This is a genomic window from Halomonas sp. SS10-MC5, assembly GCF_015992245.1.
Classification (GTDB): domain Bacteria; phylum Pseudomonadota; class Gammaproteobacteria; order Pseudomonadales; family Halomonadaceae; genus Halomonas; species Halomonas sulfidoxydans.
This window is the reverse complement of the sequence record NZ_CP065435.1, coordinates 67601-88771: the sequence shown is the minus strand read 5'-3', so window position 1 is coordinate 88771 and position 21171 is coordinate 67601. Positions and strand designations below refer to the sequence as shown.

20 protein-coding genes are annotated in these 21171 nt (G+C 65.5%); 15 read left to right on the top strand and 5 right to left on the bottom strand.

What is annotated here, in order from left to right; all coding sequences use genetic code 11:
* Window positions 1-30: 30 nt before the first annotated feature.
* Window positions 31-639, bottom strand: coding sequence for a phenylacetic acid degradation protein PaaY (gene paaY / locus I4484_RS00400; protein ID WP_197449108.1), 609 nt, complete (start codon window positions 637-639; stop codon window positions 31-33).
* A gap of 431 nt (window positions 640-1070) precedes the next feature.
* Here paaY and paaG point away from each other — a divergent pair, with 431 nt between their 5' ends.
* The 11 genes from paaG to paaZ all read left to right on the top strand — a co-directional run bounded on the left by paaG (window position 1071) and on the right by paaZ (window position 12533).
* The gene (gene paaG / locus I4484_RS00395) at window positions 1071-1862 is read left to right on the top strand and encodes a 2-(1,2-epoxy-1,2-dihydrophenyl)acetyl-CoA isomerase PaaG (protein ID WP_197449107.1); all 792 of its coding nucleotides are present in this window, start codon (window positions 1071-1073) and stop codon (window positions 1860-1862) included.
* 1 nt (window position 1863) lies between these two features.
* A complete protein-coding gene (paaH, locus tag I4484_RS00390) occupies window positions 1864-3393 on the top strand; it encodes a 3-hydroxyacyl-CoA dehydrogenase PaaH (protein WP_197449106.1) in 1530 nt (509 codons plus the stop codon).
* Entirely contained in the window at window positions 3386-3853 is a 468-nt protein-coding gene (gene paaI / locus I4484_RS00385; RefSeq protein WP_197449105.1) for a hydroxyphenylacetyl-CoA thioesterase PaaI, read from the top strand. The genes paaH and paaI overlap by 8 nt, the downstream gene beginning before the upstream one ends.
* Window positions 3850-5055, top strand: a complete 1206-nt coding sequence (pcaF, locus tag I4484_RS00380; protein WP_197449104.1) for a 3-oxoadipyl-CoA thiolase — start codon at window positions 3850-3852, stop codon at window positions 5053-5055. Before paaI ends, pcaF begins: the two co-directional genes overlap by 4 nt.
* Window positions 5056-5099: 44 nt before the next feature.
* Complete coding sequence (gene paaK, locus I4484_RS00375; RefSeq protein ID WP_197449103.1) at window positions 5100-6413, top strand: phenylacetate--CoA ligase PaaK; 1314 nt, start codon at window positions 5100-5102, stop codon at window positions 6411-6413.
* Between the two features lie 266 nt (window positions 6414-6679).
* Entirely contained in the window at window positions 6680-7675 is a 996-nt protein-coding gene (gene paaA, locus I4484_RS00370) for a 1,2-phenylacetyl-CoA epoxidase subunit PaaA (protein WP_197449102.1), read from the top strand.
* A gap of 13 nt (window positions 7676-7688) precedes the next feature.
* Window positions 7689-7970: a 1,2-phenylacetyl-CoA epoxidase subunit PaaB gene (gene paaB, locus I4484_RS00365; RefSeq protein ID WP_159547904.1), complete on the top strand. Its 282-nt coding sequence runs from the start codon at window positions 7689-7691 to the stop codon at window positions 7968-7970.
* A 22-nt stretch (window positions 7971-7992) separates the two neighbouring features.
* Window positions 7993-8757 (top strand): 1,2-phenylacetyl-CoA epoxidase subunit PaaC, encoded by a 765-nt coding sequence (gene paaC / locus I4484_RS00360; protein ID WP_197449101.1) that lies wholly within the window; start codon window positions 7993-7995, stop codon window positions 8755-8757.
* Entirely contained in the window at window positions 8741-9316 is a 576-nt protein-coding gene (gene paaD, locus I4484_RS00355) for a 1,2-phenylacetyl-CoA epoxidase subunit PaaD (protein WP_197449100.1), read from the top strand. The genes paaC and paaD overlap by 17 nt, the downstream gene beginning before the upstream one ends.
* A 12-nt stretch (window positions 9317-9328) precedes the next feature.
* Complete coding sequence (paaE, locus tag I4484_RS00350) at window positions 9329-10408, top strand: 1,2-phenylacetyl-CoA epoxidase subunit PaaE (protein ID WP_197449099.1); 1080 nt, start codon at window positions 9329-9331, stop codon at window positions 10406-10408.
* An 82-nt stretch (window positions 10409-10490) separates the two neighbouring features.
* Window positions 10491-12533, top strand: a complete 2043-nt coding sequence (gene paaZ / locus I4484_RS00345; protein ID WP_197449098.1) for a phenylacetic acid degradation bifunctional protein PaaZ — start codon at window positions 10491-10493, stop codon at window positions 12531-12533.
* A gap of 77 nt (window positions 12534-12610) precedes the next feature.
* On the opposite strand, the gene I4484_RS00340 is transcribed toward paaZ, so the two are convergent.
* The 4 genes from I4484_RS00340 to I4484_RS00325 all read right to left on the bottom strand — a co-directional run bounded on the left by I4484_RS00340 (window position 12611) and on the right by I4484_RS00325 (window position 16130).
* Complete coding sequence (locus I4484_RS00340; RefSeq protein ID WP_197449097.1) at window positions 12611-13015, bottom strand: hypothetical protein; 405 nt, start codon at window positions 13013-13015, stop codon at window positions 12611-12613.
* Window positions 13016-13205: 190 nt separating this feature from the next.
* The gene (locus I4484_RS00335) at window positions 13206-14501 is read right to left on the bottom strand and encodes a TRAP transporter large permease (protein WP_197449096.1); all 1296 of its coding nucleotides are present in this window, start codon (window positions 14499-14501) and stop codon (window positions 13206-13208) included.
* The gene (locus I4484_RS00330) at window positions 14494-15075 is read right to left on the bottom strand and encodes a TRAP transporter small permease (protein ID WP_254799122.1); all 582 of its coding nucleotides are present in this window, start codon (window positions 15073-15075) and stop codon (window positions 14494-14496) included. Before I4484_RS00330 ends, I4484_RS00335 begins: the two co-directional genes overlap by 8 nt.
* Window positions 15072-16130 carry a TRAP transporter substrate-binding protein gene (locus tag I4484_RS00325; protein ID WP_197449094.1) on the bottom strand — a complete coding sequence of 353 codons (1059 nt, stop codon included), beginning with the start codon at window positions 16128-16130 and terminating at the stop codon, window positions 15072-15074. The genes I4484_RS00330 and I4484_RS00325 overlap by 4 nt, the downstream gene beginning before the upstream one ends.
* Window positions 16131-16706: 576 nt before the next feature.
* Here I4484_RS00325 and peaA point away from each other — a divergent pair.
* Genes peaA through peaD form a run of 4 tightly spaced genes read left to right on the top strand, consistent with a single transcriptional unit; the run spans window position 16707 to window position 21167 of the window.
* Window positions 16707-18269 carry a quinohemoprotein amine dehydrogenase subunit alpha gene (peaA, locus tag I4484_RS00320; RefSeq protein ID WP_197449093.1) on the top strand — a complete coding sequence of 521 codons (1563 nt, stop codon included), beginning with the start codon at window positions 16707-16709 and terminating at the stop codon, window positions 18267-18269.
* 20 nt (window positions 18270-18289) lie between these two features.
* Window positions 18290-19717 carry a quinohemoprotein amine dehydrogenase maturation protein gene (gene peaB / locus I4484_RS00315; protein ID WP_197449092.1) on the top strand — a complete coding sequence of 476 codons (1428 nt, stop codon included), beginning with the start codon at window positions 18290-18292 and terminating at the stop codon, window positions 19715-19717.
* Window positions 19714-20067 carry a quinohemoprotein amine dehydrogenase subunit gamma gene (qhpC, locus tag I4484_RS00310; RefSeq protein WP_010626081.1) on the top strand — a complete coding sequence of 118 codons (354 nt, stop codon included), beginning with the start codon at window positions 19714-19716 and terminating at the stop codon, window positions 20065-20067. Before peaB ends, qhpC begins: the two co-directional genes overlap by 4 nt.
* Window positions 20067-21167 carry a quinohemoprotein amine dehydrogenase subunit beta gene (gene peaD, locus I4484_RS00305; RefSeq protein ID WP_197449091.1) on the top strand — a complete coding sequence of 367 codons (1101 nt, stop codon included), beginning with the start codon at window positions 20067-20069 and terminating at the stop codon, window positions 21165-21167. The genes qhpC and peaD overlap by 1 nt, the downstream gene beginning before the upstream one ends.
* Window positions 21168-21171 lie beyond the last annotated feature (4 nt).

The window sequence follows — 21171 nt, the reverse complement described above, 5'->3', positions numbered from 1 at the left end:
GGGCAGGCGCGCCTACCCGGTATGGCAGTGTCACTGCGCCTGGCCGAGAGTCTGCTGCTTGGGCTGAGTATCGCCGGCGTTGAGCCGCGGTCGGTCGGCCTCCAGCTCAGCCAACGGCTCACAGGGCTCCAGACTGTCCAGGCAGCGTTCGGTCAGGCGCTGGTATTCACGCGTGCCTTGCTGCTTCCAGGCTACCTCTTGGTCGCTCAATTCACGCTTGACGGTGGCTGGCGCGCCCATCACCAGTGACTGAGGCGGGCATTCGAAGCCGGCCTTGACGAAGGCGGCAGCGGCGACGATCGAGCGCGCGCCGATCACAGCGTTGTCCATTACTACGGCATTCATGCCCACCATGGCATCCTGGCCCACCACGCAGCCGTGCAACACGGCGCCGTGGCCGATATGGCCATCTTTCTCCACCCGGGTGACGCAGCCGGGAAAGCCGTGCATGACGCAGGTGTCCTGAAGGTTGGCACCTTCCTCCAGCACTAGCTGGCCGAAGTCGCCGCGCATCACGGCGCCGGGCCCCACGTAGCAGCCGGGGCCAACAATGACGTCGCCAATCAGCACCGCGGTGGGGTGCACATAGGCAGTGGGGTGCACCACCGGGGTGACTCCCTCGAGTCGATAACAGGGCATGACGCGCTTCTCCCTCCAGTTGGCCACAGCGGACGCTGCATGAGCGGCACTATACGATACGAGACATAACTAAATCCTATCCATATCGTAACGCAACATCAAACCACTCGCCTGCGGCCGCCCCCATATCCTATCGAGGCAGAGCGGTAGAACGTCTCACCATGAGTCGGTTATGGCGGGATCGATGCTCCGGGCGGCCATGTTTCGACCATGGTCTAACCTCTTCGCCACGGGAATGTCTGCATGGAGCAACATGCTGAAAAACAACAGGAAAACGTCTTTTCGGGACATAATACGATACATTAAATTCAAATGTCGCATTTTGATTCGTATCAAAAAATCCTATACTCGCCCCTAGGTTCGTCCGCAGCAAGCTCCAGACTCTTGCCGAATCACCTGCTTCAACGGGCACTGACACAGGAAAAACGATCATGAGTGAAGCGCCCCTGCTCTATACCGTGGAAGACGGCGTCGCCCGACTCACGCTGAATCGCCCCGATAGCCTCAACAGTTTCAACGCCGAGCTGCACGCCGAGATGCGCCGAACACTCGAGGCGGTGCGCCAGAATGACAGCGTGAGAGCCCTGCTGCTGACCGGCAGCGGCCGCGGCTTCTGCGCCGGACAGGATCTCACCGACCGCAACGTGGCGCCAGGCGCCGAGGCGCCGGACCTGGGCGAGTCGCTGGAGAAACGCTACAACCCGATGCTGCGCGCGCTGCGCGATCTGCCTTTTCCCACCGTCTGCGCGGTAAACGGGGTGGCCGCCGGTGCCGGTGCCAATATTGCCCTGGCCTGCGACATCGTACTCGCGGCCCGCTCGGCCAGCTTCATTCAAGCCTTCTGCAAGATCGGCCTGCTGCCGGATTCCGGCGGCACCTGGACCCTGCCGCGCCTGGTGGGCATGGCCCGCGCCAAGGGCCTGGCCATGCTGGGTGACAGACTCAGCGCTGAGCAGGCCGAGCAGTGGGGCATGATCTGGAAGGTGGTGGAAGACGAGGCCCTGCAGGACGAGGCGCTCACCCTGGCCCGCCACCTGGCCACCCAGCCCACCCGCGGCCTGGCGTTGATCAAGCGCGCCCTGCATGCCAGTGCCGACAACAGCTTCGATCAGCAGCTCGACCTCGAGCGCGACCTGCAGCGCCTGGCCGGACGTACCGCCGATTACCGTGAGGGCGTGGCCGCCTTCATGGAAAAGCGTCAGCCCAGCTTCAAGGGGGAGTGAGATGGCAGCACTCTCGCCCAGCGACAGCATCGCGGTGATCGGCGCCGGCGCCATGGGTGCCGGTATCGCCCAGGTGGCGGCCCAGGCTGGCCACCCGGTACGCCTCTATGACAACCGCGACGGCGCCGCCCAGGCCGGCATCGACGGCGTGCGCCGCCAGCTCGAGCAGCGCGTCGCCAAGGGCAAGATGGCCCAGGAAGAGGTCGACGCCATCGTCGCTCGCATGAGCCCGGCCGCCACCCTCGCGGAGCTGGCCGACAGCCGCCTGGTGGTGGAGGCGATCGTCGAAGACCTGGAGATCAAGCGCGGCGTCTTCGCCGAACTGGAGACTCTGTGCGGTCCCGACGCCCTGCTCACCAGCAACACCTCGTCGCTGTCGATCACCTCCATCGCTTCCGGCCTGGAACACCCCGAGCGAGTGGCGGGCCTACACTTCTTCAACCCGGCGCCGGTGATGAAGCTGGTCGAGGTGATCTCGGGCCTGGCCACCGTCTCCGAAACCGCCGAGACCCTCCACGCCACGGCCGCAGCCTGGGGCAAGATACCGGTGCACGCCAGCTCCACGCCCGGCTTCATCGTCAACCGAGTGGCGCGCCCCTTCTACGCCGAGGGCCTGCGCCTGCTACAGGAGGGCGCCGCCGCCCCTGCCACCCTGGACGCCCTGCTGCGCCAGGCTGGCGGCTTCCGCATGGGCCCCTTCGAGCTGATGGACCTGATCGGCCACGACGTCAATTATGCCGTGACCCGCTCGGTGTTCGACGCCTACTACGGCGATACCCGTTTTCAGCCCTCTCTGGTGCAGCGGGCGCTGGTCGAGGCCGGCCGCCTGGGTCGCAAGAGCGGCCATGGCTTCTATGACTATCGTGATACGGCCGAGCCCGCCGCTCCTGTTTTCGCCTCAAGCATGGAGGCAGAGCTGCCGGTTCTGGTCGCCGAGGGTCAGCTCGGCATCATTGCCCCCTTGGTGAGCCGCGCCGAGGCCGCCGGCCTCGAGACGGTACGCCGCGAGAGTCTTTCCGGCCAGGCCCGCCTGCGCCTGGGCGGCCTGACTCTGGTCCTGAGCGACGGCCGCTGTGCCACCGAGCGAGCCCGCGACGAAGGTCTCGAGGCGCTGGTGCTGTTCGATCTCTGCCTCGATTACGGCGAGGCCGACGCCATCGCGCTGGCGGCAAGTCCCGGTGTCGATGACGAGGCCCGCACCTTGGCGACCGCCTTCTTCCAGCGCCTGGGGCTGGATGTCGCCTGGTTGACCGACACGCCCGGGCTGGCGGTGCTGCGCACCGTGGCCATGCTCGCCAACGAGGCGGCCGATGCCGTGCTGCAGGGTGTCTGCAGCGCTCGCGATGGCGATCTCGCCATGCAGGCCGGGCTCAACTACCCCCGCGGGCCGCTGGGCTGGGCCGACTCCCTGGGCCTGGCCTTCGTCCACCGTACCCTGACCCACCTGCAGCAGAGCTACGGCGAGGAGCGCTACCGCCCCTCCTTCCTGCTGCGTCGCAAGGCCCTGGCCGAGGAGACCTTCCATGACTGATAAGCCGCTCGATCCCCAGCAGCTGGCCGAGGCCTGTACTCGAGCGATGTTCGCGCGCGACAACGCCAGCCAGGGCCTGGGCATGCAAATCGAGAGCGTGGCGCCGGGCCGCGCCGTGCTGACCATGAGAGTCAGAGAGGACATGGTGCAGGGCCACGGCAACTGCCATGGCGGATTCATCTTCACCCTGGCCGACTCCGCCTTCGCCTTCGCCTGCAACAGCTATGACGAGGCCACCGTGGCCGCCGGCTGCAGCATCGACTACCTCGGCCCCGGACAGCTCGGCGATATGCTCACCGCCACCGCCGAAGAGCGCAGCCGTCGCGGCCGCACCGGCATTTATGACATCACCGTGCGCAATCAGCGCGGCGAAGAGGTCGCCCTGTTCCGCGGCCGCTCCTACAAGGTTCGCGGCAGCGTGCGCCGCCTGGAAGAGACCGCCGCAGAGGGCCAAGCATGAAAGACGCCTACATCATCGACGCCATCCGCACCCCCATCGGCCGCTACGGCGGCGCCCTTGCATCGGTGCGTGCCGACGACCTGGGTGCCGTGCCCCTGCGCGCACTGCTGGCACGCCACCCCTCGATGGATTGGCGCCAGGTGGATGACATCTTCTATGGCTGCGCCAATCAGGCCGGCGAGGACAACCGCAACGTGGCGCGCATGTCGGCGCTGCTCGCCGGCCTGCCGGTGGAGGTACCCGGCACCACCTTCAATCGGCTGTGCGGCTCGGGCATGGACGCCGTGGGCAACGCCGCCCGCGCCATCAAGACCGGCGAAGCGGGCCTGATGATCGCCGGGGGCGTCGAATCCATGTCCCGCGCCCCCTTCGTCATGGGCAAGGCCGAGCAGGCCTTCTCGCGCAGCGCCGAGATCTTCGATACCACCATCGGCTGGCGCTTCGTCAATCGCCAGATGAAGGCGCAGTTCGGCATCGACTCGATGCCCGAGACCGCCGAGAACGTCGCCGAGCAGTTCGCGATCTCACGGGAAGATCAGGACCGCTTCGCCCTGCGCAGTCAGCAGCGTACCGCCGCCGCCATGGAGGCGGGCCGCCTGGCCGCGGAGATCGTGCCGGTGGAGGTAGCGCGACGCAAGCAGGCGCCGTTGGTCGTGGATACCGACGAACATCCCCGCGCGGCCACTACCCTGGAGCAGTTGGCGGGTCTCCCCACGCCGTTCCGCGAAGGCGGCAGCGTCACGGCCGGCAACGCCTCGGGGGTCAACGACGGCGCCTGCGCCCTGCTGCTCGCTTCAGCGGAGCAGGCCGAGCGCTTCGGCCTCGAGCCGCGGGCGCGGGTGGTGGGGATGGCCACCGCAGGGGTCGAGCCACGCATCATGGGCTTCGGCCCGGCCCCGGCGACGCGCAAGGTGCTGGCCCAGACCCGGCTCAGCCTCGGGCAGATGGACGTGATCGAACTCAACGAGGCCTTCGCCGCCCAGGCGCTGGCCGTGACCCGCGATCTCGGCCTGCCCGACGACGCCGAGCACGTCAATCCCAACGGCGGCGCCATCGCCCTGGGCCACCCGCTGGGCATGAGCGGCGCCCGCCTGGTGACCACCGCCCTGCATGAGCTGGAACGCCGCCGGGGCCGCTATGCGCTTTGCACCATGTGCATCGGTGTGGGTCAGGGCATCGCCCTGATCATCGAACGCACCTGATACCGTGCAGCGACGATAACAACACCTCCGACCGGAGAAGCCCGATGACACAGACCGTCGAACGCCTCAACAACTCGGCTCTCGATCAGATGGAGCTGGCCAGTATCGATGAACTGCGCGCCACCCAGCTCAAACGGCTCAGGTGGAGCCTCAAGCACGCCTACGACAACGTGCTCTTCTACCGCCACGCCTTCGATGGCGCCGGGGTGCATCCGGAGGATGTCAAGAGCCTCGCCGACCTCGGCAAGCTGCCTTTCACCACCAAGGCCGACCTGCGCGACCACTACCCCTTCGGCATGTTTGCGACACCCATGAGCGACATCGTGCGGGTGCATGCCTCCAGCGGCACCACCGGCCAGCCGACCGTGGTGGGCTATACCCAGCGGGACATCGACATCTGGGCCGACGTGGTGGCCCGCTCCCTTCGCGCCGCCGGCGGCACCCGCAACGACAAGGTCCATGTCGCCTATGGCTACGGCCTGTTCACTGGCGGTCTCGGTGCGCACTACGGCGCCGAGCGCCTGGGCTGTACCGTGATCCCGATGTCCGGCGGCCAGACCGAGAAGCAGGTCCAGCTGATCCGCGACTTCGAGCCCGACATCATCATGGTCACGCCCTCCTACATGCTCAACATCGCCGACGAGATGGAACGCCAGGGCATCGACCCGCACAAGCTGCCGCTGCGTGCCGGCATCTTCGGCGCCGAGCCCTGGACCGGCAGCATGCGCACCGCCCTGGAGCAGCGTCTGGGCATCGATGCGCTGGACATCTACGGCCTCTCCGAGGTGATGGGACCGGGGGTCGGCATGGAGTGCCTGGAAACCAAGGATGGCCCCACCATCTGGGAGGATCACTTCTATCCCGAGATTATCGACCCGGTGACCGGCGAGGTGCTGCCGGACGGCGAATACGGCGAGCTGGTGTTCACCACCCTGACCAAGGAAGCGCTGCCGGTGATCCGTTACCGCACCCGCGACCTGACCCGCCTGCTGCCCGGCACCGCCCGACCCATGCGGCGTATCGACAAGATCACCGGCCGCAGCGACGACATGCTGATCATCCGCGGGGTCAACGTCTTCCCGACCCAGATCGAGGAGCAGATCCTCAAGGTCGAGCGGCTCTCGCCCCACTACGAGATCGAGGTGAGCCGCCAGGGCAACCTGGACACGATGTGTGTGCGCGTCGAGGCATGCAGCAACGATGTCGCCCGCGACCCCATCGCCTGCGAGCAGCTGGCCGGCCAGTTGCAGCACGCCATCAAGACCTATGTGGGCATCAGTACCCGGGTGGACGTCTGCGGTGTGGAGGAGGTCATGCGCTCCGTGGGCAAGGCCAAGCGCGTCAAGGACCTGCGCTGAGCCGTGCACGCCTCGTTCGCGGTCACCCATGCATTGTCACTTGAGCCCCTTCATGGGGCTTTTTCGTATCAATTTAAGCAACCGTTGGCGCTGGTTCGCGCCCCCCTCCTTCTCGCTCGACGCCTCATTACACGGGCCATTACGGCGACGCGTCATGCCAAGGTATAAAGCGACACACAAGAAACATAATTGATAAAAAATTCTGTGTCACTATACTGCAAGACAAGACGAGGCGTTCCCCTGATGACGACGACGCGGAGGTCACCATGTATGCGCAGCTAGTCGAGACCGGCACCAAGAAGCTCAAGACCCTCGAGGAGATGGGCCCCGAGGAGCGCGCCTTCCAGCAGCGGATCGACGGCGAGATCAAGATCGAGCCCAAGAACTGGATGCCGGAGGCGTATCGCAAGACGCTGATCCGCCAGATTTCCCAGCACGCGCATTCCGAGGTGGTCGGCATGCTGCCGGAGGGCAACTGGGTCACTCGCGCCCCGACCCTCAAGCGCAAGCTGCAGCTGATGGCCAAGATCCAGGACGAGGCCGGCCACGGCCTTTATCTCTACAGCGCCATGGAGACCCTGGGCGCCGACCGCGACGAGGAGATCGACAAGCTGCACGCCGGCAAGGCCAAGTACTCCTCCATCTTCAACTACCCGACGCTGAGCTGGGCGGACATGGGCACTATCGGCTGGCTGGTGGACGGTGCCGCCATCGTCAACCAGGTGATCCTGCAGCGCACCTCCTATGGCCCTTACTCCCGCGCCATGATCCGGATCTGCAAGGAGGAGAGCTTTCACCAGCGTCAGGGCTACCAGATCCTGCTGGACATGATGCGCGAGGGCACCGAGGAGCAGAAGCGGATGGTGCAGGACTCCATCAATCGTTTCTGGTGGCCGGCGCTGATGATGTTCGGCCCCTCCGACGACCAGTCACCCAACTCCCAGCAGTCCATGGCCTGGAAGATCAAGCGCAAGAGCAACGACGAACTGCGTCAGATGTTCATCGACCAGACCGTCCCCCAGCTGGAGTTCCTGGGCTGTACCGCGCCGGACCCGGCGCTGAAGTGGAACGAGCAGCGGGGCCACTACGACTTCGGCGAAATCGACTGGCAAGAGTTCTTCGACGTCCTCAAGGGCAACGGCCCCTGCAACAAGGAACGCATCGAAACCCGCAGGAACGCCATCGAAGGCGGCCGCTGGGTACGCGAGGCCGCCAAGGCCTATGCCGAGAAACAGCAGCACAAAAACCGCAACGTTGCTTGAGAGGAGAAGCATCATGGCTGACTGGCCCCTTTACGAAGTCTTCGTACGCAGCAAGCACGGCCTCAATCACAAGCACGTGGGCAGTGTTCACGCGACCGACGCCGAGATGGCCATGGAGAATGCCCGCGACCTCTACACTCGCCGCAGCGAAGGCGTCTCCATCTGGGTCGTTCCCTCGTCCGCCATTACCGCTTCCTCGCCGGATGAGAAGGAGGTCCTGTTCGACCCGTCCGACGACAAGATCTACCGCCACGCCTCCTTCTACGAGCTGCCCGACGAAATCGGCCATATGTGAGGGTGACCCCATGAGCAAGGCAATGACACAGCAAGAGGCCCTGCAGGAGTACCTGCTGCGCCTGGCCGACTCCGACCTGATCCTGAGCCAGCGTCTTTGCGAGCTGTGCGGCAAGGCGCCGGCGCTGGAAGAGGAAATGGCGCTGATGAACGTGGCCCTGGACCTCGTTGGCCAGGCTCGCCACTGGTACGAGTACGCCGCCGAGCTGATCGACGATGGCCGCAGCGCCGACGACCTGGCATTCCGGCGTGACGCCCACGACTACCGCAATGCTCTGCTGGTGGAACAGCCCAACGGCGACTATGCCGTCACCATGGGCCGGCAATTCTTCTTCGACGTCTGGCACTACTTCACCATCGCCGCCCTGACGCGGGCGCCGGACGAGCGCATCGCCGGCATCGCCGCCAAGGCCGCCAAGGAGGTCCGGTACCACCTGCGCCGCTCCTCGGAGTGGGTCAAGCGGTTCGGCGACGGCACCGAGGAGAGCCATCGGCGCATGCAGGCGGCGGTGGACGCCCTGTGGCGCTTCACCGGGGAGATGATCGAAGCCGACGAGGTCGAGCAGCTCCTGTCCCAGGCTGGCATCGGCCCCGATCCGGGGCAGCTGGCAGTGGATTGGAAAGGCTTGGTGAACGAGGTGCTGAGCGAAGCCACCCTGACCCCGCCGCCGCAGGACGCCTGGATGTACCGGGGCGCCAAGGTCGGCCATCACACGGAATACCTGGGCTATATCCTGGCCGAGATGCAGTTCCTGCAAAGGGCATATCCGGATGCAAAGACCTGGTAAACCCGAGCCCCGGTCATTGCTGGACGACCAGCCGCTCATCGCCAGCGATCGCATTCCCGCCCGCGACCGCCGCCAGCCGATTACCGAGGCAGAGCTCTGGGCCCTGCTGGACGAGGTGAAGGATCCCGAGGTTCCGGCGGTCAGTGTCGTGGAGCTGGGCATGGTCCGGCGCATCGTCGAGGAGGGCGGAGAGTGGGTGGTGGAGGTGACCCCCACCTACTCCGGATGCCCGGCGACCGAGATGATCGAGGCGTCCATCGAGGATGCCCTGCGCCTGGCGGGCCTACGCAACGGCCGGATCCGCCAGGTGCTGACCCCGGCCTGGACCACCGACTGGATCACCGCGGCCGGGCGCCGGAAATTGCAGGCATTCGGCATCGCGCCGCCCGTGGGCAGCGCCAGCAAGCTGACCCTCAAGGGCGTGGAGGAGACGATCTCCTGCCCTCATTGCGGCAGCGACCATACCGAAAGAGTCAGCGAGTTCGGCTCCACCGCCTGCAAGGCGCTGTACCGGTGCCTCGATTGCCGCGAGCCCTTCGACTACTTCAAATGCCTCTAGAGCGGAACGATCATGAACAAGTTCTACCCTCTCACCATTCGCGAAGTCCGACCCGAGACCCGGGAGGCCGTGTCCCTGTGCTTCGACCTCTCGGAAGAGCTGCAGGAGACTTTCCGCTACCGCCAGGGCCAGCATCTGGTGCTACGCACCCATCTCGATGGCGAGGAAGTGCGTCGCTCGTACTCCATCTGTACCGGCGTGAACGATCGCGAGCTACGCATCGCCGTGAAGAAGGTTCCCGGCGGCCGCTTCTCGACCCATGCCCACGAACACCTGAGGCCCGGCCAGACACTGGACGTGATGCCGCCCCAGGGCCAGTTCTATGTGGATCTGGATCCGCAGCGGGAGGGCAACTATCTGGCGGTGGCGGCGGGCAGCGGCATCACGCCGATCCTGTCCATCGTCAAGACCACCCTGGAGACCGAGCCGAACAGCCAGGTCACCCTGCTCTACGGCAATCGCTCCACCGCCAGCACCATGTTTCGGGAGAGCCTGGAAGATCTGAAGAACCGCTTCATGGGCCGCTTCAATCTGGTGTTCGTGTTCAGCCGCGAAGAGCAGGACATCGACCTCTACAACGGCCGCATCGACGCCGACAAGTGTGACGCCCTGTTCGATCACTGGCTGAACGCGGAAACGCTCACCGCCGCGTTCGTCTGTGGCCCGCAGGTCATGACCGAAACCGTGCGTGACTCGCTCCAGCGCCACGGTCTCGACAAGGCCAGAATCCATTACGAACTGTTCACGCCGGCTGATGGTGGCAAGCCTCCCCGCCAGGAGCGGACGGAAACCACCGTGGATCCGCAGGCGGTCAGTCAGGTGACCGTCCGGGCCGATGGCCGCACCCTCACCTTCGATCTGACGCGCAACACCCGCAGCATCCTCGATGCCGGCAACGACATGGGCGCCGACCTGCCCTTCTCCTGCAAGGCAGGGGTCTGCTCCACCTGCAAGGCCAAGGTGCTGGAAGGCGAAGTGGAGATGGACGCCAACTATGCCCTGGAAGACTACGAGGTCGAGGCGGGTTACGTGCTGTCCTGTCAGTGCTACCCGGTCAGTGACAAGGTCGTGCTGGATTACGACGAAGTCTGAGGCCTGCTCACCCTGTTCCCAGTGCCGGCCTCAGCGCCGGCTTCGCTCATCGTGACCACAACAGCGCTTCGGAGACCCCTCAATGCCTGTCCTCAAGAGTTACATTGCCGGCCAGTGGTTCGGTAGTACCGCGGCCAAGGCCCTGCCAAGTGCCATCAACGGCGACACCATCGCCCACACCCATGAAGAAACCATCGACTTCGCGCAGGTCGTCGACTACGGGCGCCATACCGGCCTGAAGAACCTGCTGGCACTCGATTTCCAGCAGCGCGCGGCCATTCTCAAGGCGCTGGCCATTTACATTCAGGAGCGCAAGGAAGCGCTGTACGAGATCTCCCATCACACCGGCTGTACCCGGGCGGACTCCTGGATCGACATCGAGGGCGGCTTCGGCACCCTGTTTGCCTACGCTTCCATCGGCCGCAAGGGGTTGCCTTCCGGCAACGTGGCCCACGAAGGCCCCGCCACCCAGTTGGGCAAGGACAACCACTTCAACGGCACTCACATCCTGGTGCCTCGCCGCGGCGTGTGCGTGCACATCAATGCCTTCAATTTCCCGATCTGGGGAATGCTGGAAAAATTCGCCCCCGCCTTCCTGGCAGGCATGCCCTGCATCGTGAAGCCGGCTACCGCCACCAGCTATCTGGCGGAAGCGGCGGTTCGCATCATCGACGAGTCCGGCCTGCTGCCGGAGGGCGCGCTGCAGCTGATCGTCGGCGGCACCGGCGACCTGCTGGATCGCCTGGAAGAGCAGGATTTCGTCACCTTCACCGGCTCCGCCGCCACCGCCCTGAAGTTGAAATGCCATCCCAACCTCCTGGCGCGGAGCATCCCGTTCAATGCCGAAGCCGATTCCCTCAACAGCGCCATCCTGGCCCCGGACGTCACGCCGGAAGACGAGGAGTTCGGCATCTTCGCCAAGGAAGTGGTCAAGGAGATGACCGCCAAGGCCGGTCAGAAGTGTACGGCCATCCGCCGGGTGCTGGTACCCGCCGAACACCTGGATGCGCTGGCGGAGAGGATCAAGGAGCGCCTGGGCAAGATCGCCTTCGGCGACCCGAAGGAAGAGGGCGTGCGCATGGGCGCGCTGTCCTCACAGGACCAGCTGCGGGATGTCACCGACGCCATCGGACGCCTGCTGGAAACGAGCGAATGCGTGTTCGGCAAGAACGATGGCCTCGAGCCCGTGGGCAAGGGCGTGGAGAACGGCGCCTTCATCGCCCCGCATCTGCTGATCAACTACCGCCCACTGCAGGATGGCGGCGCCCACGACATCGAAGCCTTCGGTCCCGTCGCCACGCTGATGCCCTACCACGGCATCGACGAAGCCCTGGCCATTGCCGCCAAGGGCAAGGGCAGCCTGGTCACCACTCTCACCACCAAGGATCCGGCTATCGCCGCGGAGATGATCCCGGTGCTGGCCGCCCAGCACGGCCGCCTGCAGATCCTCGACGCGGAAGCGTCGAAGGAATCCACCGGCCACGGCTCCCCGCTACCCATGCTCAAGCACGGTGGCCCAGGGCGTGCCGGCGGCGGCGAAGAGCTGGGAGGAATCCGGGCGGTGCATCACTACCTGCAGCGCACCGCCATTCAGGGCTCACCGACCATGGTGGCCGCCGTTACCCGTGAATACGTTCGTGGTGCCAAGGTCATCGAGAACGATGTCCATCCCTTCCGGCGTTATTTCGATGACCTGCAGGTGGGCGAATCCCTGCTGACCCACCGCCGCACCGTCACCGAGGCCGATATCGTCAACTTCGGCTGCCTCTCCGGCGACCACTTCTACATGCACTTCGACGACATCGCCGCGCGCAAGACCCAATTCGGCCAGCGTATCGCCCACGGCTACTTCGTGCTGTCGGCAGCTGCCGGCCTGTTCGTCTACCCGGGCGAGGGGCCCGTGCTGGCCAACTACGGCCTGGACACCCTGCGCTTCATCACTCCGGTCGCCCCGGGCGACACCATTCGCGCCCGGCTGACCTGCAAGCGCAAGATCGACCAGGGTCGAACCTCACCGGAGGGACATCCCCAGGGCGTGGTGATGTGGGACGTTGCCGTGACCAACCAGAAGGATGAGCTGGTGGCCAGCTATGACATCCTGACCTTGGTAGCGAAGCGGCAGTAAGACAGCGATAGCATGAGTTCGGCACGGTAGATAGGGGCTCCGGGCCCCTATCCGGCGACCACGACCAACCGTGCTACTCATCCGCCATCGGCTGGCCCCTCCTCGCCGCCATGATTCATGAAGGCCTCGGCATTGGGACAAAAGCCGCGGCACGCTTCGCCCTCGGCATGGGCACGCATCGCCTGCCAGCAGCGGCCGACCGCCTCGCAGCGGTTGCAGCTCGCCTTAAGCTCGCACAACACCTCCTCCGAGAAGGTGGCCGGGCTCACCGCGAAGGTTTCCATCATCGCCGGCATCAGCACCTCGGAAGCGCGAAAGTCCGGCACACGACCGTCATCGAGGCTGCGCGCCACGGCCCGCTCCAGCGGCGGGCTCAGCGGCTGCCCCAGGTCGCAGACCAATGCCTCGAGCGCCTCGGGAGCATGGTGGCGAAGCTCACGCACCACGCGCTCCCCCTGAATATAGTCAGACAGTCTTTCCATTTTTTCCTCCCCTTTCGTATCGCCTATCCCATGTTTTCAGCATAGTTAAAAAGAAAAAGCCCCGTTTGACCGGGGTCAAAACAGGGCAATATTGGATACGTCTATTTAAAATAGTGACAAATAGGCGTATCGCATCAGGAAAGCAAGGAAAACCGGAAGGCGGCGCGAGACCGACCTGACCTGACTTCTCTCAATAGAGCAGTTGCGGCAGGAACAGCACGATACCCGGGAACACCAGCACCAGCAACGCGCGTGCCATCCCCGCCACCCAGAACGGCGTCACCCCGCGGAAGATCGTCCCCGTACTCACGTCCGGCAGCACCGCCCGCAGCACGAACACGTTCATCCCCACCGGCGGCGTGATCAGGCTGATCTCGATCACGATCACCACCAGGATGCCGAACCACACCAGGTCGAAGCCGAGCCCCGCCGCCACCGGGAAGAACACCGGCACCGTCAAGAGCAGCATCGACATGCTCTCGAACACGCAGCCGAGCAGCACGTAGATGGCCAGGATCACCAGGATCACCAGGAACGGCGCCATGTCGAGCCCGTTGACGAACGCCAGCAGGTCGCTCGGCAGCCCCGCGCGGTTGATGAAGTTGGCGAAGATCAGCGCGGTGAGTACCACGGCGAACAGCATGGCGGTGGTGCGCACGGTGTCCATCAGTACGTTCATCAGCACCTGGGGCGTCAGTGCGCGACGCCACAGGGCGATGAGGAAGGCGCCCATGGCGCCGATGCCGGCCGCTTCGGTGGGGGTGAACACGCCGAGGTAGATGCCGCCGATCACCAGCACGAACAGCGCCAGGGTGCTGCCGACGCTCTTGAGTGCCCTCATGCGTTCGGGCCAGGCCACGCGCTCACCGGCGGGGCCGGCGTCGGGGTCGCGCCACAGCACCCACTTCACCGACCCAAGGTAGAGCACGATACCGAGGATACCGGGGATGAAGCCGGCGGCGAACAGCTCGCGGATGCTGGTCTCGGTGAGGATGCCGTAGATCACCAGCATCACGCTGGGCGGGATCAGGATCCCCAGCGTGCCGCCGGCGGCGATCGACGCCGAGGCGAGGGTGTCCTTGTAGCCGTACTTGCGCATCTGCGGCATCGCTACCCGGCCCATGGTGGCGCAGGTGGCGAGGCTCGAGCCGCAGATGGCGCTGAAGCCGCCGCAGGCGACGATGGTGGCCATGGCCTGGCCGCCCTTGCGGTGGCCGAGGAAGCCGTTGGAGGCGCGGAACAGCGCGTCCGACAGGCCGGCATGGGAGACCAGGTTGCCCATCAGGATGAACAGCGGGATCACCGACAGGCCGTAGTCCATGGCGGTGTCGATCACCCGCCGCGCGGCCATCGACTCGGCGGCGTTCCAGTTGCCGGTCAGATAGTAGAAGCCGGCGAAGCCGACGATGCCCATGGCAAACGCCAGCGGCACGCGCAAAAACGCCAGCAGCAGCAGGGCGGCGAAGCCGTACAACGCCTCAGTCATGGCGTCCCCCCTGCTCGGTCACTGGACTGAGCGGGCCGCCGCGCTCGATCACACCCACGCCTTCGAGCAGATAGAACAGCGCGCGCAGCAGGGTCAGCGCGGCCGAAGCGGCCAGCATGATCGCCATCAGGTAGATCAGGTAACCGTTGGGGATGCGCAGGAACTCGGTCACGTCACCCCACTGCATGGCGCGCTCGCCCAGGGCCCACACCCGCCGGGCCATGAGCCACAGCGCGCCGGTGACGATCAGGTTGACCAGCACCTGGCGAATCCAGATCAAGCGCGCGGGAAACACGCTGTCGAGCAGGTCGACGCTGACGTGCTCCTCGCGCCAGCACACCACCGGCAGCGACAGGAACACCAGCGCGGCCAGCATCAGCTGGGTCAGCTCGACGGTACCGAGGATCGGCGAATTGAAGAAGTAGCGTCCGGTCACGTCCGCCGTGGTCAGCAGCATCATGGCGAAGAGGGTGGCGCCCGCCACCCCCTCCAGCGTCAGCTGCATGACACGGCCGACCCGCAACAGGAACGGCGATGTGGTCGGCATGGCCGCACTCTGCAGGAATTGGCTCAAAGGAACTCCTGCGGCACCAGCGAGGCCACGCTCTCTTCTTCGGCGGCCGCAGCCAACTGCTCATGGAAGTACGCGATGGCAGCCATGCCGTCGACGCCACGGCTTTCGGTGACTGACTCCGCCCACTCTTCGACCAAGGCATCGCTGATGCCGCGCAGGGTCTCGAGGTCGCTGCCATTGAGTTCGGTGAAGGTATGGCCGCGCTCCTCGGCGAAGGCTACGCCGCGCACGTCCACAGTATCCATCATGTAGCCGAACAGCCGCGACAGCCGCTCACCGGAAACAGCCTCGATCGCCTCACGATCCTCGGGCGAGATCTCATCCCAGATCATGGGATTGACCACAATGGTGAAGCTGCCGCGGTAAAAGCCGCCATCTACCTTGAGGGTATAGGGAAAGACTTCCGCAACGCGGAAACTGCGCAGCCCTTCCGGCACCAGCATGGCACCGTCGATGACACCCTGTGAGCCCGCCTCGTACACGCTGGTGGGCGGCAGGGCCACACCGGTCAGCTCGAGAGCGTTGGAGAGATCACCCATCACCCCGCCACCAACACGAATGCGCTTGCTCATCAGGTCATCGAGAGTGGCGTACTTGTCACGACTGAAGATCCAGCCCGGACCGTGCACGCCGGCAGCCACCACCTCGACGCCACGATGCTCGCCCGCTTGTGCCAGATACTCCTGATGAGTCCGCCAGTAGGCGGCAGACGCGTTCTCGGAGGAGAAGTCCTCGAAGGTGGGAAATTCCGGCAGCTTGGTCAGCTCGAAACGGCCGGTGTTGTAGCCATGGAAGACCCAAGTGGCATCGGCGACTCCATCGGCGACGATTTCCATCTGCGACGCCGGCGGGCCCATGTCGTGAACGACGTCGAGGGTCACGCGGCCTTCGGTCGCCTCCTCGATCCACGCCTTCCAGGTGGGCCAGACGATGGTATTGATACCATGATTCGGGCCTGCCCAGGTACTCACGGTAATGGTTGTCTGAGCCTGAGCGGAGACACCCAGGGTTGCGGCAATAAAAGCGCCAATCAGCAAGCTAGCGGTCTTGCGCATGCTCCTTCCCTCCTTTCGCCACGGGGCGGCAGTTCTTGACGTTATGAGTCATGGGCCGGGAGCCCATGTTGTGATACAGCAAATCAAAAAGAATCTTATTTTTTGAAACATCAATGCGTACGATGCTACCTCAAGACGCCGAGTGCAACGGCTTTCACCGCCAACCGCATCAGACATAGGTCGAATAGCAACGCCAGACACAGTCAACGCAATTAGGAGGGAAACGCACAGGGAGAGCATTGGGCGAAAGGGACGCTGCCGAATAGAGACACGGGATCCATACCGCACCCAATCAGACAGGTATCAAATACAATCAAGGCGTGCCGGAATACGCAAAGTGTTTCAAGTCAAAACGCCACTGTCGCAGCTTGAGTCACCCATGACGGCCGATGCCTAGCCAAGGGTAAGCAACGGCCTGGAGAAATATCCCAAACTCATTGAAAAAAATAGCCTTCTGGAGAACGGGCGCAGTGCGTGCTAGGTGAGCTGCACCGGCGTTACAACACCTCGACCTTGGTACCGTCGCAACGGCTGCAGATGTGCACCAAGACAACAACAACGCGAGGAGAACTCCCCGTGATAAAACATGCTCTCTCGACAGGACTCTGTGGCCTGGCCCTGCTGTTGCCGGCCTTGGCCCAGGCCTCCCCAGGCGGCGAAGCCATCGGTCGTTACTGCACCGCCTGTCACCAGTCCCAGAACGGCCCGCAGAGCTGGAGCCGCATCAGCCAGCAGCGCAAGACCCCGGAAGGCTGGGACATGACGGTGGCACGCATGCAGATCATGCATGGCCTGGAGCTGCCCGCCGACGCACGCCGCGACATCATCAAGTATCTGGCCGACGCCCAGGGGCTTGCTCCCGAGGAGAGCGCTCCCCAGCGCGAGCTGATCGAGCGCCGTCTCAACCGCATCGAATCCTTCGATCACCCCAGCTACCAGGAGATGTGCGCCCGCTGCCATACCGGCGGCCGCGCCCAGCTGCAGCAGCGCTCGCTGGAGGAGTGGGAACATCTGGTGCATTTCCACGTAGGCCAGTTCCAGACCATCGAGTATCAGGCCATGGCCCGCGACCGGGACTGGTTCGACATCGCCCTGAACGAGATCGCCCCCTGGCTGGCCGAGACCCAGGGCCTCGAGAGCGAAGCCTGGAGCGCCTGGCAGCAGGCCGAGGCGCCCGCCCCCGAGGGCGACTGGCAGCTGTGGGGCCACTGGCCCGGTGAGGGCGACTTCTACGCCGACGTGAGTATTTCCGGCGCCGAGGGCGAGGACGCCTATTCCCTGACGCTGGCCGGCGCCTTCACCAACGGCCGCCCCTTGAGCGGCGAGGGCCGGGCCATCGTCTACACCGGCTACGAGTGGCGCGCCAACCTCGAGCTCAACGGCCGCGGCTTCCAGCAGGTGCTGGACCTCTCCGGCGAGCGGCCCAGCGGGCGCATCTTCGACGACCGTGACGAGGCCTTCGGCATGCAGGTGGAGATGATGCCGGTCGCGGCCGCCGCACCCGGTCTCGTGGCCAGTCAGCCGGCCTCGCTGAAGGCCGGCGAGCGCAGCCGTCTGGTGCTGCTGGGACAAGGGTTGAACGAAGGGGAGATCGAGCTGGGCGAGGGCGTCAGCGTACGCGACGTCATCGAGCGCAGCGACCACCGCCTGGTGCTGGACGTGGTGGCGGATGCCGACCTGACGCCCGGCTGGTTGAGCGTGCGCGTCGGCGACCGGAGCCACGACCGCCTGTTGGCCGGCTACCGCAGCGTGGACCGCCTCGAGGTGAGCCCGGCGCTCGGCGTGGCGCGGGTGGGCAACGACAAGACCCCTCCGGTGAGCGGCGTCTTCACGGCCCTGGGCTACCTGGGCGAGGGCGAGACGAGCGTCCCCCTGGGTCAGGTGCCGGTGCGCTGGAGCGTCGCACCCTGGGACGAGATCGCCGAGCGCGACGAGGACACCAAGTATGCCGGCGTGCTGGACGCCGCCAGCGGGATCTTCTCGCCGGCCGGCGCCGGGCCCAATCCGCAGCGCCAGTACAACGCCAACAGCGTAGGCAACCTGCGCGTCACCGCCAGCGTGGTGGGCCAGGAGGAGGTGCAGGACGAGGCCCAGTTGATCGTCACCGTGCAGCGCTGGAACAACCCGCCGCTTCGCTGATACCGGACCAGGAGATCATCATGGGAATCTTGCAAGCGATCCCGCAGAACCTGCACCGGGTGGAGGTGGAAGGCCAGCCGCTGTGGTTCCACGTGCCCACTACCAGCCTGTTCGCCCCGGATCCTCTCAGCGAAGCGCTGCTGGCCCTGGCCGGCCGCGAGGAGGGGCTGGATCCGCACGCCTTGCCCAGCCAGTTGGGCCAGGAGGTGAGCCCCGCCGACCTGCAGGCACGCCTGGAGCAGCTCAAGGCGCTGAAGCTGGTCACCGACGGTGTCGTCCAGGCCTACAACCCCAGCGTCCGGGTGGAGCAGTTCCCGCTCTCCACCGTGGTGCTCAACGTCAACACCGGCTGCAACCTGAGCTGCAGCTACTGCTACAAGGAAGACCTGGACAACCCCCGCGACGGCAAGAAGATGGACCTGGCCACCGCCCAGGCGGCCATCGAGATGATGCTGCGCGAGGCCCCGCAGCGTGAGCGCTACAACGTCGTCTTCTTCGGTGGCGAGCCGCTCAGTAACATGCCGCTGATCCGCGCGGTGGTGGCCTGGGCCGAACAGCGCATCCACGGGCTCGGCAAGGCAGTGGACTTCACCCTGACCACCAACGCCACCCTGCTCAGCGAGGAGAAGATCGCCTTCTTCGATGCCCACCGCTTCGGCCTGACGGTGAGCATGGACGGCCCCAAGGCGATCCATGACAAGAACCGTATCGCCGTCAATGGCCAGGGCACCTACGACCTGGTGGCCCGGCGCATCGCACCGCTGCTGGCCAGCTACCGCTCGCGCCCGGTGGGCGCCCGGGTCACCCTGACCCGCGGCACCACCGACGTGATCGGCATCCATCACCACCTGGTCAACGAGCTGGGCTTCGCCGAGGCGGGCTTCGCCCCGGTCACCTCCGGCGATATGGCCGCCTACAACCTGACGGGCGAGGAGCTGCGCGTCGTCTTCGACGGCATGCTCGAACTCGGCGAGCGTGCGGTCGAGGCCGCCATCGAGGGTCGCGACATCGGCTTCGGCAACTTCAACCAGCTGCTCACCGACATCTGGGAGGGGCGCAGCAAGGCCGTGCCCTGCGGCGCCGGGCTCGGGCTGGTGGCGGTGGACCACGGCGGTGACGTGCACCTCTGCCACCGCTTCACCGGTTCCGAACTGCCGACCTTCGGCAGCGTCCGCGAGGGGCTCGATCACGCCGGCCTCAAGCAGTTCATCGAGGCCAGGAGCGATCGCAGCGAGCGCGGCTGCAGCAATTGCCGCATCCGCAACCTCTGCTCCGGCGGCTGCTACCACGAGAGCTACGCCCGCTTCGGCGATCCCATGACGCCGACCTACCACTATTGCGACCTGATGCGCGAGTGGGTCGACTTCGGCATCGGCGCCTACGCCCGCATTCTGCGTTACAACCCCGACTTTCTCGACGGCCCCCTGGCCGGGAGGCAAACCGCATGACACACAACAACAAAGGCTTCAGCGAGCTGGGGCTCACCCCTCTCAACCGCAAGGCCCGGGAGATGGAGCGGGCCGCCACCCCCGAGGCACTGGAGGAGGTTCAGGCCATGCAGACCATCGCCGGCTGCACCTCGAGCTTCGACCCCGGCTGGGAGGTGGATCCCTTCGGCGGCGTGGCCTCGCTGTGCCAGCCGATGGAGGCGGACCTCTACGGCTGCGCCGACCCCTGCTGGTGGCCCGCCCAGGTACCCGACACCATGAACACCTACCCCCACTGGGGGGATGGCGCCGACCGCGCCGAGGATGACTGGCGCAAGCTCGACAGCGTCTACCCGGGAGGCGACAAGTGATGACAAGCTCCGTGATGAAGCGACTCCACCTGCCCCTGGCGGGCCTGCTGGCCCTCGCCGTTCAGCCCTTGATGGTGGCGGCAGCCGAAGCCGAAGAGGCGCGCGAGTACCTAGTGACCATGGCCCGCCCCAACCAGCTGCATGTGATCGACCCCGAGGCCCGGGAGGTGGTGCGCAGCTGCGACGTGGCGGGCGCCTTCGGCTCCGGCACCCTGCAGCTCTCCCCCGACGAGCGTATCGCCTATGTGCTGCACAACCGCTGGGAGGACGTGGTGGGCATCGACCTCACCAGCTGCGAGGAGGTGTTCCGCGCCCGTCAGTCCGAGGGCGACGTGCGCGCCAAGGCGCTCGCCTCGCTGGCGGTGAGCCCCGACGGCAGCCGTCTCTACACGGTGCAGGACCGGGTACGCCTGCATCGCGACCGCTACGAGGTGCTGGAGCCGCAGCTGGCGGTGTATGACACCTCGGCGGGCCTCGATGCCAAGCCCCTGGCCACCTTCCCCGCTCCGCGCCAGGTCACCACCATGGCTGCCGCCGCGGATGGCTATCTCTACCTCGCCGGAGCCGATATCTACCGGGTCGACCCCGAGAACGGCGACACCGAGGTGGCCATCGCCAACCGCAACTGGGATCGCCCCGGCTTCAGCCCACCCGACTCCCTGGCGATGTGGTCCATCGGCGAGGTCACGGACGAGTTCGTGCGCCCTTACACGGTAGCGGAGCATCCCGGCGAGGAGAACGAGGCCTGGCACTGGGGCATCAGCCGGATCGATCTGACCTCCGGCGAGACCGAAAACAAGGAGATCGCGCCCTTCGAGTTCATCATCTTCTCGATGGTCTCCGACCCTCGCGAGCGTGACGTCTTCTACGGCGTCTACACCCAGCTCAGCAAGCTGGACGCCAGGACGCGGGAGATCGTGCGGGTGATCGACCTCGACCACACCTACTATGTCATCAATACCTCCTACGACGGCTCGCGCATCTACGTGGGCGGTGCCTCCAGCGATATCGCCATCTACGATGACGACTTCAACGACCTGGGGCGGATCCGCCTGCCCGGCGACATGAGTACCGCCACGTTGAAGGTGGCGCGCTTCTAGGCGC